General features: G+C 60.7%; 18 protein-coding genes. 17 read left to right on the plus strand and 1 reads right to left on the minus strand.

The window, feature by feature from the left end; genetic code table 11:
- Positions 1–9: 9 nt before the first annotated feature.
- The 10 genes from gcvPA to VGG22_11900 all read left to right on the plus strand — a co-directional run bounded on the left by gcvPA (position 10) and on the right by VGG22_11900 (position 9,292).
- On the plus strand, positions 10–1,374 hold the full coding sequence (gene gcvPA, locus VGG22_11855; GenBank protein HEY1729061.1) for an aminomethyl-transferring glycine dehydrogenase subunit GcvPA: 1,365 nt from the start codon (positions 10–12) through the stop codon (positions 1,372–1,374).
- Complete coding sequence (gene gcvPB, locus VGG22_11860) at positions 1,358–2,830, plus strand: aminomethyl-transferring glycine dehydrogenase subunit GcvPB (protein ID HEY1729062.1); 1,473 nt, start codon at positions 1,358–1,360, stop codon at positions 2,828–2,830. The genes gcvPA and gcvPB overlap by 17 nt, the downstream gene beginning before the upstream one ends.
- A gap of 155 nt (positions 2,831–2,985) precedes the next feature.
- A complete protein-coding gene (locus tag VGG22_11865; GenBank protein ID HEY1729063.1) occupies positions 2,986–3,474 on the plus strand; it encodes an NUDIX hydrolase in 489 nt (162 codons plus the stop codon).
- Positions 3,471–4,223 (plus strand): segregation/condensation protein A, encoded by a 753-nt coding sequence (locus VGG22_11870; protein ID HEY1729064.1) that lies wholly within the window; start codon positions 3,471–3,473, stop codon positions 4,221–4,223. Before VGG22_11865 ends, VGG22_11870 begins: the two co-directional genes overlap by 4 nt.
- Positions 4,224–4,811 carry an SMC-Scp complex subunit ScpB gene (gene scpB / locus VGG22_11875; GenBank protein HEY1729065.1) on the plus strand — a complete coding sequence of 196 codons (588 nt, stop codon included), beginning with the start codon at positions 4,224–4,226 and terminating at the stop codon, positions 4,809–4,811.
- A gap of 6 nt (positions 4,812–4,817) precedes the next feature.
- The gene (locus VGG22_11880; GenBank protein HEY1729066.1) at positions 4,818–5,552 is read left to right on the plus strand and encodes a class I SAM-dependent methyltransferase; all 735 of its coding nucleotides are present in this window, start codon (positions 4,818–4,820) and stop codon (positions 5,550–5,552) included.
- Positions 5,549–6,406, plus strand: a complete 858-nt coding sequence (locus VGG22_11885) for a deoxyribonuclease IV (protein HEY1729067.1) — start codon at positions 5,549–5,551, stop codon at positions 6,404–6,406. Before VGG22_11880 ends, VGG22_11885 begins: the two co-directional genes overlap by 4 nt.
- Positions 6,407–6,458: 52 nt before the next feature.
- Positions 6,459–7,781, plus strand: coding sequence for a molybdopterin-dependent oxidoreductase (locus VGG22_11890; protein ID HEY1729068.1), 1,323 nt, complete (start codon positions 6,459–6,461; stop codon positions 7,779–7,781).
- Between the two features lie 3 nt (positions 7,782–7,784).
- Entirely contained in the window at positions 7,785–8,864 is a 1,080-nt protein-coding gene (locus VGG22_11895; protein ID HEY1729069.1) for an acetamidase/formamidase family protein, read from the plus strand.
- Positions 8,865–8,959: 95 nt separating this feature from the next.
- The gene (locus tag VGG22_11900) at positions 8,960–9,292 is read left to right on the plus strand and encodes a hypothetical protein (protein ID HEY1729070.1); all 333 of its coding nucleotides are present in this window, start codon (positions 8,960–8,962) and stop codon (positions 9,290–9,292) included.
- Here VGG22_11900 and VGG22_11905 read toward each other — a convergent pair.
- Positions 9,231–10,442: an MFS transporter gene (locus VGG22_11905; GenBank protein ID HEY1729071.1), complete on the minus strand. Its 1,212-nt coding sequence runs from the start codon at positions 10,440–10,442 to the stop codon at positions 9,231–9,233. The two genes, VGG22_11900 and VGG22_11905, sit on opposite strands and share 62 nt — an antisense overlap.
- Positions 10,443–10,553: 111 nt before the next feature.
- On the opposite strand from VGG22_11905, the gene VGG22_11910 reads away from it, so the two are divergent.
- From VGG22_11910 to VGG22_11940, 7 genes are read left to right on the plus strand one after another with little or no spacing between them, the layout of a single operon-like run.
- Positions 10,554–12,032: a hypothetical protein gene (locus tag VGG22_11910; GenBank protein HEY1729072.1), complete on the plus strand. Its 1,479-nt coding sequence runs from the start codon at positions 10,554–10,556 to the stop codon at positions 12,030–12,032.
- Between the two features lie 2 nt (positions 12,033–12,034).
- Positions 12,035–12,454 carry a methylaspartate mutase subunit S gene (glmS, locus tag VGG22_11915; GenBank protein HEY1729073.1) on the plus strand — a complete coding sequence of 140 codons (420 nt, stop codon included), beginning with the start codon at positions 12,035–12,037 and terminating at the stop codon, positions 12,452–12,454.
- Positions 12,451–12,933, plus strand: coding sequence for a MarR family transcriptional regulator (locus VGG22_11920; protein HEY1729074.1), 483 nt, complete (start codon positions 12,451–12,453; stop codon positions 12,931–12,933). The genes glmS and VGG22_11920 overlap by 4 nt, the downstream gene beginning before the upstream one ends.
- Positions 12,934–12,938: 5 nt before the next feature.
- Complete coding sequence (locus VGG22_11925; GenBank protein HEY1729075.1) at positions 12,939–13,907, plus strand: ABC transporter substrate-binding protein; 969 nt, start codon at positions 12,939–12,941, stop codon at positions 13,905–13,907.
- 13 nt (positions 13,908–13,920) lie between these two features.
- Positions 13,921–15,318, plus strand: coding sequence for an aldehyde dehydrogenase family protein (locus VGG22_11930; GenBank protein ID HEY1729076.1), 1,398 nt, complete (start codon positions 13,921–13,923; stop codon positions 15,316–15,318).
- Entirely contained in the window at positions 15,311–16,126 is an 816-nt protein-coding gene (locus VGG22_11935) for a phosphosulfolactate synthase (GenBank protein ID HEY1729077.1), read from the plus strand. The genes VGG22_11930 and VGG22_11935 overlap by 8 nt, the downstream gene beginning before the upstream one ends.
- Positions 16,123–16,470 (plus strand): hypothetical protein, encoded by a 348-nt coding sequence (locus VGG22_11940; protein ID HEY1729078.1) that lies wholly within the window; start codon positions 16,123–16,125, stop codon positions 16,468–16,470. Before VGG22_11935 ends, VGG22_11940 begins: the two co-directional genes overlap by 4 nt.
- Position 16,471: the final 1 nt, after the last annotated feature.

Consider the following 16,471-nt stretch of genomic DNA (forward strand, 5'->3'; position numbering starts at 1 on the left):
TGCGGTAACGTGAGCTACACCCCGCACACGCCTTCGGATATACGAGCGATGCTCGAGGCGGTCGGCGCAAAAGATCTCGCGGAGCTGGTAAAAGTCCCCGACGACGTCGCGCTTCGCGCGAAACTCGAGCTCTCGCCGGCGCTTTCCGAGAGCGAGATTGCATGCAAATTCACGGCGCTTGCAGCACGCAACGACGCGCCGAACTATGCGAGCTTCCTCGGAGCCGGCGTCTACCGTCATTATGTGCCGCCCGTCATCGGGGCGCTCGCGATGCGCGGCGAGTTTCTGACCGCGTATACGCCGTACCAAGCCGAAGTCTCGCAAGGCTACTTGCAAGCCATCTACGAGTGGCAGACCTATATCTGTCTGCTGACCGGAATGGATCTGGCGAACGCATCGGTCTACGACGGCGCTACCGCGCTTGCGGAAGGCGCGATCATGGCCGTCAATGCAACGGGCCGGCAAGCGTTGCTCGTTTCCAAAGCCGTTCACCCGAATTATCGTGCCGTGCTGGGGACGTATTGCGATGGCCTTGAAGTCGAAATCGACGAGCTCGAGTATCTTCCGAGCGGAACGACCGATTTCACGAATCTGAACGACAAGCTAGCCGGCGGCAAATATGCCGCCGTTATCGTGCAGTCGCCCAACTTCTTCGGCGCGATCGATACGTTCCCGAAGAATACTGCGGATGCGGTCAAGATCGGCGTCGTCGCGGAACCGCTTTCGCTCGCCGTCCTCTCTACGCCGCGCGACTGGGGCGCCGACATCTGCGTGGGCGAAGCGCAATCATTCGGCATCGCCGCGGCGTACGGCGGACCGCACGTCGGCTTCATCGCGTGTACAAAAGAACACATGCGGCGCATCCCCGGACGGCTCGTCGGCCGCACGGTCGACAACGCGGGCCGCAACGCGTACGTGCTGACGCTGCAGGCGCGCGAACAGCACATCCGGCGCGAGCGTGCCACCTCGAACATTTGCACGAATCAAGCCCACTGCGCGCTGATTGCAACGATCTATCTCGCCGCAATGGGCGCGACCGGTTTGCGAGACTGCGCACTCGAGAATCTTCGGCTTGCGCAGGCGACGCGCAAAGCGATGCTCGACGTACCCGATGTCACTGCGCGCTTCTCGGGTGCGACGTTCAACGAGTTCGTCATCCGCGTCCCGGGCAGCGCCGCCGAAACGCTCGAGGCGTTACGGCGTAAGCGCGTTTTGGGCGGCCTTGATCTCGGACGCTTCTATCCCGAGCTCGACGACTGCATTCTCACGACCGCAACCGAGCTCACGACGCAAGCTGACATCGATGCATTGCAGGCTGGTCTGCGCAGCGTTGTCCCAACCTTGAGAAAGAAAGAGCTTGCCGCAGCTCGCTGATGCGCTCGACGCGCCCCTGATCTTCGAGCAAGGCCAATCCGGCCGCGCGAACCCGTACGTTCCGCATCACGCGGAAAATGCGGACGCATACTTGCCCCGCGAAGTCTTGCGTTGCGAACTCCCGCTACCCGACAACACCGAACTCGACGTCGTGCGCCACTTCACGCGGCTCTCGCAGCGCACGTTCGGCATCGACATCGGCTTCTATCCGCTCGGGTCGTGCACGATGAAGTACAACCCGCGCATCAACGACGCGATGGCGAACCTGCCGGGTCTGCGCGATCTGCACCCGTTTGCGCCCGACGAGCTGGCGCAAGGCGCGCTCGCCGTCATGTGGGAGCTCGAACGCAGCTTGAGCTCGTTATTCGGAATGGCCGCGTTCTCGCTCAATCCTGCGGCCGGCGCGCACGGTGAACTGGCTGCGCTGTTGATCTCGAAGGCCTATTTTCGCAAACGTGGCGAGCGCGAACGCACGACGGTGATCGTCCCCGACACCGCGCACGGCACGAATCCGGCCTCGGCTGCAATGGTCGGTTACAAAGTCGTCTCGCTCGAATCGGACAAGCGGGGGCGCGTCGATCCGGAAACGTTGCGCAAGGTCGTCGGATCCGATACGGCCGTGTGCATGATGACGAATCCGAACACGCTCGGTCTGTTCGAAGATCGTATCAAAGAGATTGCCGAGATCGTGCACGCTGCGGGCGGCCTCATGTACTACGACGGCGCCAACGCCAATGCGCTGATGGGGAACGCGCGCCCGGGCGACATGGGCTTCGATCTCATGCATCTCAACCTGCACAAGACGTTCTCGATTCCACACGGCGGCGGCGGTGCGGGTGCGGGTCCGCTGGGTGTCGCCAAGCACCTCGTCGATTTCTTGCCGACGCCGGTCGTGCGCGAGCGCGACGGCGTCTTCGCGCTCGACTTCGACGTGCCGTCGACGATCGGTCCGATGCGCTCGTTCTGGTCGAACTTCGCGCACATGGTCCGGGCGCTCGCGTACGTCAACGCGAACGGCGCCGAAGGGTTGACGCGCGTCTCGCAGCTGGCCGTCCTGAATGCGAACTACATTCGTGCCAAGATCCGCGACGTGATCGAGACGCCGTACGATGAGCCGTGCAGGCACGAGTTCGTCGCCAGCGCGCAGACGCTCAAGCGTGAAACCGGCGTGCGCGCACTCGACATCGCAAAAGCATTGCTCGATCGCGGCTACATGGCGCCGACGATTTATTTTCCTCTGCTCGTTCCCGAGTGTTTGATGATCGAGCCGACGGAAACCGAATCAAAAGAAACGTTGGATGAATTCATCGCCGTATTTCGCGACATCATCGCGCAAGCGCATGCAAATCCGCAAGAAATACTTGCTGCTCCGCAACACACCGTTGTTGGCCGCGTTGATGAAACGAAAGCAGCGCGCGAACCGAACCTTCGTTGGAGCGATGGTAGCGTAGCTTAGAGAGGCAAGCGAGCAAGTCAAGCAACCGAAATTTTGAAAAAAGGTTGCTCCTCGACCTGTTGCTTCTTGGTCCCGGTTGCTACAATAGATGCAACCGGCGGAGCTCGCGAGGGCTCCGCTTTCGCACCCTTCGACGGGAAATAAGAACTCCGATCATGCGCATTAAGTATGAGGTCTCGGCCGGTGGTTTGATGCTCCGGCGAAGAGGCGGAACGATCGATGCATTGCTCATCGGTCGTGGACATCCGCGCATTTGGTCATTGCCTAAAGGGCACGTCGAAGCGCGCGAGACGCACGAGCAAGCCGCCATCCGCGAAGTGCGTGAAGAGACCGGCTGCTGGGGCGAGGTCCTTGGCAAGCTCTCGGATATCTCGTACTGGTTTTACATGAACCGCAGCAAGCACAAGAAGTCCGTTCACTTCTTTTTGATGCGCTATCTCTCGGGCGACACGATGAATCACGACCATGAGGTCGACGACGCAGCGTGGTTTGAGGTCCGGGCGGCGAAGAAAGCGCTCAAGTACGTCAACGAGAAGCGCCTGATCGACCTGGGAATGGAATACCTTGAAGCCCATCCCGACGCGATCGGCGACCGTGAAGACGTCGAGTACGTGAATCCGGCGAGGGAAAGCCCCGCGAGTTGAGTGTTATCCCGGCGCAAGAACGCGCTTGCGTAGTCAGCTTCCAAAACGTCTTTGACGGCCCGCTCGATCTCTTGTTGACGCTCGTCAAAGAACAAGAGCTCGACATCGCGACCGTTCCTTTGGCAATTGTCGCCGATCAGTACTTCGCGTACGTCTCGGGGATGGAAGAGCTGGACATCGAGCTGGTCGCCGAGTACCTCGTTATCGCCGCGACGCTCGTCTTTCTCAAGTCGCGCTCGCTCTTGCCGCCGATCCCGACAGAATTCGTCACCGACGGCGACGAGTCACCCGAGATGCTTGAAGAGCGTCTGCGTCAGCGGCTCATCACGTACTCGAAGTATCGCGAAGCCGGCGACGAGCTGCGGCGCTTTCTCGCCGAAGCGCAAGGCCACTACTATCGCGACGGTGGCGATTCGACGAGCGAGCTGCGCCAGCGCTATGCCATCGTCCCCGACAAGCTCGGTCTCGCGCTGATGGCGGCGCTGCGTTCGGCCAAGGACGACAAACGCACGATCGTGCGCGATCGCTTCACGGTCGCCGAGCAGATGCAACACGTGCTCGCGACGATACGCCGCGACGGCACGGCGATGTTTTCGAAGCTGGTTACGGAACTCGACCGCTCCGGGATCATCGTAACGTTCTTGGCTGTGCTCGAACTCATTCGGCGCGGCCGCCTCGGGTACGACCAGCCCGAAAGTTTCGCGGACATTCGACTCTTCACGATCGCTTCCGTACCGGCGGTTACCTAGATGCAAACTGAACTCATTGAAACCGGCGAGCTGCGCCGGCAAATCGAAGCCCTCTTATTCGTCGCGTCCGAAGCGCTCTCGATCAAGAAGATCGCGCACTTATGCGAAGCGGAAGAGATGGATGTAACGACGGCGCTTGCGGAGATCGAAGGCGATTACGCCGAGCGCGGAATCGTCGTGCGGAAAATTGCAGGCGGCTATCGTTTCGCAACCGCACCCTCGACGCGTCAAGTCGTTGAGACATATTTGCTGCCGCCGAAAACGACGCTCTCGCCTGCGGCGCTCGAGTCGCTTGCTATCGTTGCCTACAACGAACACCTCGAAGGCATGCCGACGACCAAAGCCGACATCGAGTCGGTTCGCGGCGTCAGCGCCGACTCGGTTGTGCAGACGTTGATTGAACGCGGCTTCATTGAGGAAAGCGGGCGCAAAGAAGTGCCTGGTCGCCCGATTCTTTACAAAACCACGCCTGAGTTCTTGGAGGCCTTTGGCCTCCTTTCGCTGGACGAGTTACCGAAGATCGATTTTGGGTCCCAGGTACCGGAGCTCTCTCTTCCGATACGCAGTCCCGAACCTTCGCCAACATAGCTGCGCATGATCGAAACCAACAATCCGTTCGACCAGCTAGCGGCTGAGTACGATGTGTACCGCAGCGGGTATTCGCGTGCGCTTTTCGACATTCTCGAAGAATACGGATTCAAGCCCGGGCTCAACGTGCTCGACATTGCGTGCGGCACAGGCCTTGCGTCGGAGTCGTTGGCAAAACGCGGTCTGAAGATTACGGGCCTCGATAATTCGGAAGCGATGCTCGAGAAGGCGCGCATTCGTTTGAAGGATGCCGGGCTCGTTCTGGGCGACGCAGAAAAACTTCCGTTTCCGGACCGCAGCTTCGATGCAATCGTCTGCGCGCAAGCGATCCACTGGATGGATCAATCCAAAGCGCTTGCTGAGATGACGCGCGTTACGGCAGCGGGTGGACGCGTCGCGATTTGGGTGAAGAAGATGGTAAGCGACGAGACGCTGCTCACATTGCGCGAAGATGCGGCGCGCGCGGTCGGCGTCGAACCGCCGGAAGACATCATGGCCAAGGGTTTTCGTGCTTTCTATCAGCACCCGTTCAAGCAGCGTCATCTGCGCGTCATTCCGTACGTCATCATGACCGACATCGACAAGTGGCTCGGCTACGAGCGCACACGCGCGCGCAAGAGTCATTACGGCGCGAAATTCGACCGCTATCTGGAAGCGCTCGAAAAGACGATGCGCGAGATGGCGGACGGTAAACCGTTTCAGGTTCGCTACTCGCAGTTTCTGTACGTCGGCGAGGTTTGAGGCTCGGCTTTCACGTCGGCGTCTCGCGTGGATACGCCGAGACGGTCGCGTACGCAAAGCGCGTCGGTTGCACGGCGCTGCAGTTCTTCAGCGGGAACCCGAAGACGTACCGCGTCGCGCCGATCGACACGCCGGCGCTCGAATGCTTCATCGAGCTGCGCCGCGAGAACGATCTCACGCCGGCGGTCATCCACACGTCGTATCTGATCAATCTCGCAAGCGAAGATGCGAATGCCGCTAAGAACTCGCTGCGCTTGCTCGAGAACGATCTGGCCTTCGCGGCTGTGGGCGAGGTGGCGTACGTCAACACGCATCTCGGCTCGTACGGCGAGGGCGACCGCAAAGCCGGATTCATGCGCGTCTGCAAAGCGCTCGAGAAAGCGCTTGCCGGCATTAAGCCCGGCGTGATGCTCGTGCTGGAGAACTCTGCGGGAGCCGGGCAGCTCTGCGGCGGGACGCTCGAAGAGCTCGGTGAGTTCGTGCGCACGCTCGATCATCCGCAGCTCGGAGTCTGTTTGGATACGGCGCATTCTTGGGCGGCTGGCTACGCCATCAACACCAAGGACGGCGTCGACCAGTTTTTCGCGCAAGCCGACAGCGAGATCGGCATGGACCGGATACCGATGTTCCACTTCAACGATACGCAAATTCCGCTGGGCGGTCATCGCGACCGGCATTGGCACATCGGCGAAGGAAACATCGGGTTCGACGGCTTTCGCGCGCTGCTCATGCATCCCGAAGTTCGTGAGAAGACGGCGATTCTCGAAACACCGGGCGAAGAAGCCGATGACGCGCGCAACATGCAAACGATCCAAGCCATCCTCAAAGGCGCCACTCTGTCATCCCGAGCGTAGCGCCGAAGGCGCGTAGTCGAGGGACCGCGACAATCGCCGCGAAGTGCGCGGCATGTTGAATCGGCGAGTTTTTATCGGCGCGACGGCGTCTGCAATCGCGGTCACGGGCGCGCCCGCGTTTTCCTTAGAAGAAAAACTAACGATCGGTATGGGCGGCATCGGACCGAGCCGGTTCCATCCATCGTTCGTCAAAGACGTCGGCTTACTGACCGATCTCAACAGTACGAATCAAGGCGCTCCGTACTGGAACCTTGACACGTACATCACTCCGGTCTCGGAATTCTATATTCGTAACGCGTTTCCAACGCCGCGTCCCGAGCTCGACAAGCGTGTCGATCCGCGCTTCTGGAAATTGAAGATTCACGGCGACGCCGTCGAGCGCGAGATGACGATCTCGTACGAAGATCTGCTGAAGATGCCGTCACGTTCGATGATGTCCGTGATGCAATGCACCGGCAACGGTCGCACGCTGTTCTGGGAACAGGAAGACATGCTCAGCGATCCCACCAAGGTGACCGGCAACGGCTGGGGACTTGGTGGCGTCGGAATGGGCGAGTGGGAATACGTACCGATGAGCTACATTCTCGATCTCGTCGGACTCAAGCCGAATGCCAAAGCGTGTTTGTTTTGGTCCGGCGTCGACGGCAAGACGCCGAATACAGAATCCGACACCGGCAGGCCGATTCCGATAAGCGAGCTGCACGATCGTCCGAACGAGATCGGTCTCGCGTTCAAGCTCAACGGCATGCCGTTGCCGGCCGATCACGGAGCACCCGTGCGCGCGTTTGTGCCCGGATGGTGTGGTGGTGCGTCGACAAAATGGCTCACTGAGATCAAAATTGCGTCGCACGATTTTTGGGTGCGCCTGAATACGACGGATCACACGCTGATTGGCCCCGATTATCCGCCGCCCGTTGCCGCGCCAAACGATGAATTCCGGTTCATCCGGCCGGATCAATTGCTCGGACAGCCCGTCACGTGGCAGATGGGGCGCTCGTTACTCGTCCTCCCGCTTACGCTGCGCAAATCGCCGGACATCCCCGAAAACTATCCGCTCGCGCGCGGTGAGCGGCCCGTGATGAAAGCCGGGCCGCAAACATTGCGCGGCTACGCATGGGCGCCGAACGCAGGCGTGCGGCAAGTCGACGTCCGCATCAACGGCGGCAGTTGGCAATCGACACGCCTCACCGACGTGCAGCCGAACCGCTATAGTTGGACGCGTTTCGAGTTTGCGTTCAATCCGGCGCCCGGCGACTATGTCATCGAAACGCGCACCACGGATCGCAAAGGAAACATGCAGCCGGCGAGCGTGCCGTTCAACAAGGGCGGCTACAATTTCTTCGCGATCCCGAAGTTCGATATTCGTTTTACCTGACCCATGCGCATATCGATCAACCGCGACTTACCGCTCGGAGAAGAACCGAACAAAGGCCACAATCGCTGGCATCCGGATATTCCGGCGATCGCAACGGTGCAGCCGGGCGACAGCATCGCGATCGAGACGCGCGACGCGCTGAACGGTCAAGTCAAGCCCGGCATGACCGGCGCCGACATCGAGCACTTCGCGGTGAACGTTGCGCACCCGCTCACGGGTCCGCTGCATATCGACGGCGCGAAGCCCGGCGATCTGCTTGCGGTGCACATTGAGAAGATCGAGCCGCAACCGCGCGGTTACACGAGCTTCCGCGGACCGGATTTCGGATTCTTGCGCGACGTCTTCAACTACAAGTATCTCGTGCACTGGGAAATCGAAGGCACGTTCGCGCGTTCGCCGCAAATTCCGGGCGTCGCGATTCCCGGCGCAGCGTTCATGGGCGTGATGGGTGTGGCGCCGTCGCACGAATTGATGAAGACGATCGTCGCGCGCGAAGCCGAGCTTGCCGCGAAAGGCCACCTCGTTGGGCTGCCCGATAAGCGCGGCGCCGTTCCTGCAACGGAACCGCTCGCGAGCACGGCGCTGCGCACCGTTCCTCCGCGTGAGCACGGCGGGAATTTCGACATCAAGCAGCTCGTCGCCGGGACGACGCTCTTTCTGCCGGTGTTCGTCGATGGCGCAAACTTTTCGACCGGTGATGCGCACTTTGCACAAGGTGACGGCGAGTCGTGCGGTACGGCGGTTGAAATGGCAGCCACGCTGCATGCACGCTTCGAAATCCTCAGCGGTGAAGCCGCACGCCGCAACCAGACCGAACCCTCATACGCGGGGATGTATGCGCACGACGCGGCGCGCGCCAACGGCAAGCACTACTACGCGACGACCGGATCGGCGGAAACGATGGAGCTCGCTGCGCGAAAAGCCTTGCTTTCCATGATCGATTACATCGTCGACGCTCGCGTCTACACGCGCGATCAAGCCTATTGCATCTGCAGCGTTGCCGTCGATTTGCATCTCAGCCAGATCGTCGACATGCCGAACTACACGGTCTCTGCCTTCTTGCCGTTCGAGATCTTCGAGTAGTGGCGGGCTACTCCGGGACGCCGCTTCCGAAGAAGCTTGGCATAAAGCCTGGCTAGCGGATCGCATTACCGGCAGTCGACAAAGACGTCCGCGCCGTGCTTACCGGCGCGATTGCCGATTGCACGTGCGCGAAAACGAAGCCGCTCGATTTCGTCTTGTTGTTCTCGGACTCGCGCAAGAAACTTCCGAAAGATTTCGCAGTCTGGGCGAAATTGCTGACGCCGGCGGGAATGTTGTGGGTCGCGTGGCCCAAGAAGACTTCGGGCGTTGCGACCGACCTCAACGAGCAGGTCGTCCGTGACGTCGGACTCGCGGCCGGTCTCGTCGACGTGAAAGTTTGCGCGATCAGCGAAATCTGGAGCGGGCTTAAGTTCGTGCGGCGACTGAAAGACCGCGGAGCATCTGTCGTGCAAAAATTCCGGGAATGATGCCGACCGCGACGATCACCGCCAAAACATTCCACGCATATGCAAATCCATCGCGATCGACGAGCGCACCGAAGAACGGCGGGATGAATGCGCCGACCAGATAGATCACGGTAAGCGAAGCGCCGAGCGCGCTTCCTGCGTGCCGGTAGCCGCCGATCTCGGCTTGCGCTGCGGCCCAAAGACCGTTCCAAGCCGCGGCCGAGAATCCGAGCGCGCCGGCTAAGATAAAGATGACGACGGCGGAGTCTGGACCGGAGTGCGCGAGCCGCCACAGCACGCCCAGCGTCATCGCAGAAATTATGAGCATCGGAATGATGCGATCGCCTCCAAAGACGTGGTCGCTCACGGAACCCCACACGAGCCTTCCGACGATCGCGCCGATTTGGAAGATCGCCATGGCTTCGATCGCAACTGTCAGCGGCGCGTGTTTCTGCGTGATCAGTGCGATCGCGAGAAATCCAACCGCCGTGTATTGAACCGAAACCAAAGAAGCGCACAGCAAATTCAAACAAATGCTGCTGGGACTCGTTGCAACCGCTACGAGACCACGCACCACTTCGCGAAAGCGAATGCGTTCTTGGCCGGCGTTCTCAATCGGACTCGAATAACCGCGGATGCCGACTACGGAGACGACGATGCAAATGATCCCCGAAACCGCGAGAGCGGCTTGATATCCGAAGCGGTATCCGACCGCCGGTAAGAGCAGAGAGCCGACGACTCCGCCAAGCGGAACGCCGGTTTGCCGGATTCCCATTGCAAATCCGCGATCGCGCGTGAACCATTGCAAGATCGCGCGTCCACCGGACGGCGCCGACGTCGCGTATGCCATCCCGAACAGCGCGAGCCATACGACCAGCCATATCAAGTTCGCAACGCACGCCGCGCCGAGCAGCGTGACGCCCATTGCGATGCCGCTCCACAACAGCACTTTGCGTTCGCCGAAATAGTCGACGGCGACGCCTGCGACGGCCGCGAACGCGGCGGCACCAATTGAAATTGCGGCGACGACCCAACCGAGATGCTGGTGATCCAAGTTCAGGCTGCGGCCGATCAGTGGTTGAATTGCGCCAATGCCTTGCTGCAAGAGCGAGGCCGACGTCTGCAAGATGACCGTGATCGTCAGGATGACGTAGCGCGCCGGCACCTTCACTGTGCAGCCACTCTGCCACCGAAACAGGGCTTGCGCAACGACAAATGCTTTGCTAGGATTCGTCAGGACGCATGACGAATGCGCTCGCCCGCTGCTGTGTGAGGGGAAACTATGCAGACAGCTTACGCCGTCCGCTTCAAACGCTGGGACTGGGATTACTTTCTGCGCGAGCGCAAGACGGTGCTCGAGCTGTGGCCGACCGGAGCCGAGATTGCGTCGGAAGACGCGCTCAAGCGCGCCCTCGAGTACCACAAGCAGCAGCCGTGGTACAAGTTCGCATCACTGCGCAACGCCAAGGCCGAGGAAGAAGAGCGTATCCAGATCACGCCGCAAGTCGGCCACGCGCTCGTCGACCACACGATCAAGCACATCCAGTGCTCGGAAGACCTTAAGCCCGATCGTTGGTACGTGCTCACGGATACATACAGCCGCAAGAACTTGTTCGATAAGGCGCAGGACGCGGTCGAGCGCTCGAAGCGCGACGGCTTCTCGTACCTGAACGGCTATCCGCCCGCGATCCACGGCGTGGCCGGTGCGCGTGCCATCAACGAGTCGACGAAAGCAGCGGTCGGCACCGACAACAACGACGAGGACGCGCGCTTCAATTGGGAGATTTTGCTGGCCGGCGGCTTTACGTGGGGGACGATCAAGAGCGTCGAGCAGCTGCTCCAGCATTCGCGCGACTATCCGATCGACAAGATGATCCACAACCAGCAATACATGGACCGGCTCTCCGCATTCTTCACCGAGAACGGCGTGCCGATCTTACGCCGCGCATCGGCGAATCTGCCCGGTTGGGATTCGCTCGGATTCAAGGTGCTGGTCTCGCTGATCGAAGTGCTGCTCGCCGCCGAACAAGGCCTCAAATATATCGACCTCAGCCTCGGCATCGGAATGAATCTCGTGCAGGACGTGGCTGCGATTCAATCGCTCAAGAAACTGGCGCGCGAATATCTCGACAAAGCCGGACACCAGGACGTCAAGATTTATTCGTGGACCTACTTCTTTTTGGGCGATTGGCCGCTGGTTCGCGGCCAGATGAACGCGCAGCTCGCGATGAACGCAACCGTTTCGGCACTCGGCGGATGCAACGGCATGTTCATCAAGTCGCCGGATGAATCGACGACGACGCCGACCGGAGCCGGCTTCCGCGAAGCAGTCGAGCTGTGCGGACAAATCGCGCGGCTGGTTGCGGGACAGCGCTTGCCGGACGGCGACGACGTTAAGCTGGAGCGCGAGATGCTCGAGCTCGAAGTCCGCACCTCACTCGATGCGCTGCTGAATATGGGCGACGGCGATCTTGCGCTCGGTTCGTGTTATGGAATCGAGAGCGGCGTGCTCGACACGATGTTCTCGCCGTATCGCAAGCTGCGCGGCAAGGTGAAGGTCGTGCGCGACAACCGCGGTGCGCTGCGCTACTTGGATCACGGCGACATTCCGTTGCCGCAGCCGGTTATCGACTACCATCGCTCGCGCATCGCGGAGCGCTCGAAGAAAGAAGGCAAGGACGCCGATCTCAGCTGGGTCATTCGTGAAGCAACGTGGGCGTCGCGACCGCTCGCAGAAGAAGCCGCGGAACGGAGTTATTAGAAATGGAATCGCGTCCTCGCGTCGTGCTCGGAACGATCGGACACGACGCACACATCGTCGGCAGTTCCGTGTTGCGGTACGCGCTCGAAGGAGCCGGTCTTGAACCGGTCTTTCTCGGCGCGCTCGTGCAGCCGCAAGAATTCATCGATGCAGCCAAAGAAACGGCGGCGTCCGCGATCTGGGTTTCCTCGCTCTACGGAATGGGCCGCATCGATTGCGAAGGCTTTCGCGAGAAGTGCATCGAGGCCGGCATGGACGACATCATCCTTTATATAGGCGGGATTCTCGTGACCGACCCCGAGCAGTGGGAGGAAACCGAAAAGCTTTTCAAATCGTTCGGCTTTAACCGCGTCTACCCGCCTCAAACAAAACCCGAGACCGCGCTCGCCGATCTGCGTAACGATCTCGGAATTCGGGCGTGATCGCAACCCGCAAATCCGTCGAAGCCGAGCGGACGGCCGCACTTGAAGCCGAACGCGCCGGAAATATTCGTCAAGCCCTGCTGGGTGCGTCCCGGGCGCTCAACCGTCTCGTCGTTGCAGCGCTCCAAAAGCGCGGACACAAGAAATTCCGCTCGACGCACCTCGGCCTTACGTCGAATATCGATTTGCACGGTACGCGGCTGAACGTTCTCGCGGCGCGCGCCAACATGACGAAACAGGCCATGTGGGAGCTTGCGAATGATCTCGAAAAATGCGGCTACGTCAAGCGTCGCATCGACGAAAACGATCGTCGTAACCGGATCATCGCATTCACCGATGCCGGATGGAAGCTGAAGATGGACAACATCGAGGTCTTTCGCGAGATCGAATCCGAGCTGCAGAGCAAGGTCGGTAGAACGCCATACGAGGCGCTGCGCGGGACGCTGCGCGCGATCGCAGCTTTAGGAGAAGAGGAATGAAGGCGTTGAAAGTCTCTTGCGTCCTCGCATGTCTGGCTCTGATACTTGCGCTGCATCCGGCGCGGCCGCTAGCAGCCGAGACAGCTCCCGCGCACGTCGCGATTGCATATCAGCCCGGCCTCGGTTATGCGCCGCTGCTGATCATCAAGCAGAACAAATGGATCGAGAAAGATTTTCCCGGCACAACGGTTGAGTGGCGCGAGCTCTCGAATGGCGCAACGATCCGCGACGGCATCATCTCCAACACGCTCCAAGTCGGAGTCGTCGGCACTGCGCCGTGGATCGTGGGTTGGGCGCGTGGCGTGCCGTGGAAGCTTCTCGCTTGCGCATCGAACATGGACATGTGGCTCAACGTGATGGACCCGAACATCAAGAGCCTCAAAGATCTCAAAGCCGGCGACCAAATCGCGCTGCCTGCGCCGGATTCGATTCAAGCCTTTGCGCTACGCAAAGGTGCGCAAGAGATTCTCGGCAACGCGCACGCGCTCGATACCAACATGGTGGCGATGGCGCATCCGCTGGGATTGCAAGCGCTCGTCTCCCATCAAGTCGTGGGACACTTGACCGCGCCTCCGTTTGAGTACGAAGAGATCGACCGGGGCGCGCACACGATTTTCAACACGCACGACGTCATGGGCGACACCTGCTTCACGGCCGTTACGATGCCGACGGCATTCGCAAGTCAGTATCCGGCGTTCACGGCGAAACTGCTCGGATACATGCAGCAGGCCGACAAGATGCTGAAATCGAGTCCGGCCGACGCCGCGAAATACATCGCGGACGCCGAGAGCAAGCCGGATCTTGCGGCGCAGTACAGAGCCTGGCTCGGACGTCCCGGCATCGCTTACACCGTTACGCCCAGTGGTTTCTTGAAGTATGCGACGTTCATGAAGCAGATCGGAAGCATCGACAAGGTTCCATCCGATATCAAGGAACTCGAGTTTCCCGCTCTTGCGCCGCTCGGCGGGAGCTGATAGGAGAAGCACAATGGCAGTCGCGACATCACAGAAGCATGCGGTGACCAACCCCTCGACGCTCGAGCACGTCGGTGAAGTCGAGTTTTCGTCGGTCGGCGACGTCGCGCGCAAAGTCGTTCGTGCGAACGAAGCGTTTGCGAAATGGCGCAGCACGCCGTTCACCGAGCGCGCAGCTATCCTGCGCAAGACGGCGGAGTCGCTGCGCAAGTTCAAATCCGAAATCGCCGCGACGCTGACGCGCGAACAAGGCAAGCCGGTCAAGGAAGCCGCGATCGAAGTCGAGCGCACCGCGGACACCTTCGATCTCTATGCCGGCGACGACATGGGTGCGCTTGTCGACTCGGTTGAGCTGCCCGGCAAAACCGCGCGCGTCGTGCGCCGTCCGCTGGGCGCGTGCGCCGCAATCGTGCCGTGGAATTTTCCACTGACGCTGATGGCGAACAAGCTCGTTCCCGCGCTTGCGACCGGCAACACGGTTGTCGTCAAGCCTGCGCCGACAACGCCGCTCGCAGCGCAGCGCTGCATCGAACTGCTGTATGAAGCCGGATTGCCCGAAGGCGTGGTCGAGATCGTCATCGGTGGCGCCGACGTCGGCGCGGCGTTGATCGAGCATCCATTGATTCGCAAAGTTTCGTTCACGGGCTCGACCACGACCGGCAAAGCGATCATGGCGCTGGCGGCCAAAGGCCTCAAGCGTCTCACGCTCGAGCTGGGCGGCAACGACGCGATGATTGTCTGTGAAGACGCCGACATCGTCGGTGCGGCGCGTGCGGCCGCGGTCGGCCGATTCTTCAACGCCGGTCAAGCCTGCATCGCAACGAAGCGCATCTACGTTCATCGCTCGAAATACGACGAGTTCGTCGAGCGTGTCAGCGAGCGCGCCGCGAAGCTTCCCGTCGGCGACGGCTTCGATTCGAACGTGCGCATGGGACCGCTGCATTCGCAACCGCAGCGCGAAAGCGTCGAAGGTTTCGTGCGCGACGCGCTCGAGCACGGCGCAAAGGCCACATCGGGCGGCAAGCGCTCCGATAAAGGCAAAGGCTACTTCTTCGAGCCGACCGTGCTCGTGGGCGTTCGCGACGACGCGCGTCTCATTCGCGAGGAATGCTTCGGCCCGGTGCTTCCGGTGATGGCGTTCGATTCGATCGACGAGGCCTTCGCGCGCGCGAATGCGACCGTGTTCGGTCTGGGCTCATCGATCTGGACGAACGATGCTGCCTTGCAAGAGCGCGCGGTGCGCGAACTGGACGCAGGCTACACGTGGATCAACGACATCGCGACGGACTACGACCGGTTGCCGTTCGGCGGCGTAAAGGAGAGCGGTTTTGGTAAAGAACGTGGCACCGAAGTTCTCAATGAATACCTCGAGCTCAAATCCGTCGTCGCAGGGGCGGCCGGACATGGCTGATCCCGCCTTCGGCTTCCTGAAAATCGGCCGTTATTCTTCGCAAAAGCCGCGCACGACGGCGATGACGATCTGCATCGACGGCATGGACAGCGGCTTCATCTCGAACGCGCAGGTCACGTCGCTCGGTGATTTCGTAGCACCCTACATCGACTACGCGAAGCTGGGCTGGATGATCCCGCGCCTGACCTCGAAGAAGATGCTGGTCGAGAAGATCGCCGCATATCACGCGCAAAACATTCGCGTCTTCTTCGGCGGCATGGCGATGGAAGTCGCGCTGATCCAGGGCAAAGCCGCCGAATACGTCGAGGCCTGCGCCGAGTACGGCGCCGACGCGATGGAAATCTCGGCCAGCGCCTCGTTCATCTCGGCGCGCGTTGCCGACGAATCGATTCGCCGCGCGAAATCTGCGGGACTCAAGGCCTTTCTCGAAATCGGCCGCAAAGGCGAAAACGCTGCGAATCCGACCGTCGACGACGTACGGCGGCAATTGGACAGAATGCTCGTGGCCGGCGGCGACGGACTCATCATCGAATCGGAACGCCTTGAATCAATGCATCACGGCGGAACGCTCGAGGGTTTTCTCGAGGGTTGCGGTGATCTCGATCTGGCCAAGCTGATCTTCGAGCTGCCGTACGGCTTGCCGTTTCCGCAGCTGCAGCCGATTGCAACCCGGCTCTTCTCGGTGCTGGGCGGCGAGATCAACGTCGCGAACGTCGAGTTCGCGCACGTCATGGGGATCGCAACGATTCGAACCGGCACGTGCTTCGGCGATCTCTTCGGCCTCGTTCCAACGGAGGTCACAGCGTGACCGAGACGCTCGAATCCGGACGGCATTTACGCATCGGCGTCCTTGCCTTTTGGCTTTCGCGCGTCGCGGCCATCGCGTTGCTCGTACTGCTCCCGCTCAAGCTGTACTCGGGCTGGGTGCGCATCGGAAAAGTTCCCGGGCCACCGGGACTGGCCGCACTGCATTCGGACGCAGTGCTCGATACGTTGCTCTTGCTCGCGCTCTTGACGCACGCGGCGCTTGGCGTTCGCGTGCTGTTGCTCGAGTTCGGCCTGAGCAAGAACGGCGACCGGCTCTTTTCGACCGTTGCCGTCTGCGCGGTCGTTTTGTTTGCGGCCGCGATTTACATAACGATCGCAGGTTAGC

This window comes from Candidatus Baltobacteraceae bacterium, from assembly GCA_036489885.1.
In the GTDB taxonomy this organism is placed as follows: domain Bacteria; phylum Vulcanimicrobiota; class Vulcanimicrobiia; order Vulcanimicrobiales; family Vulcanimicrobiaceae; genus JAFAMS01.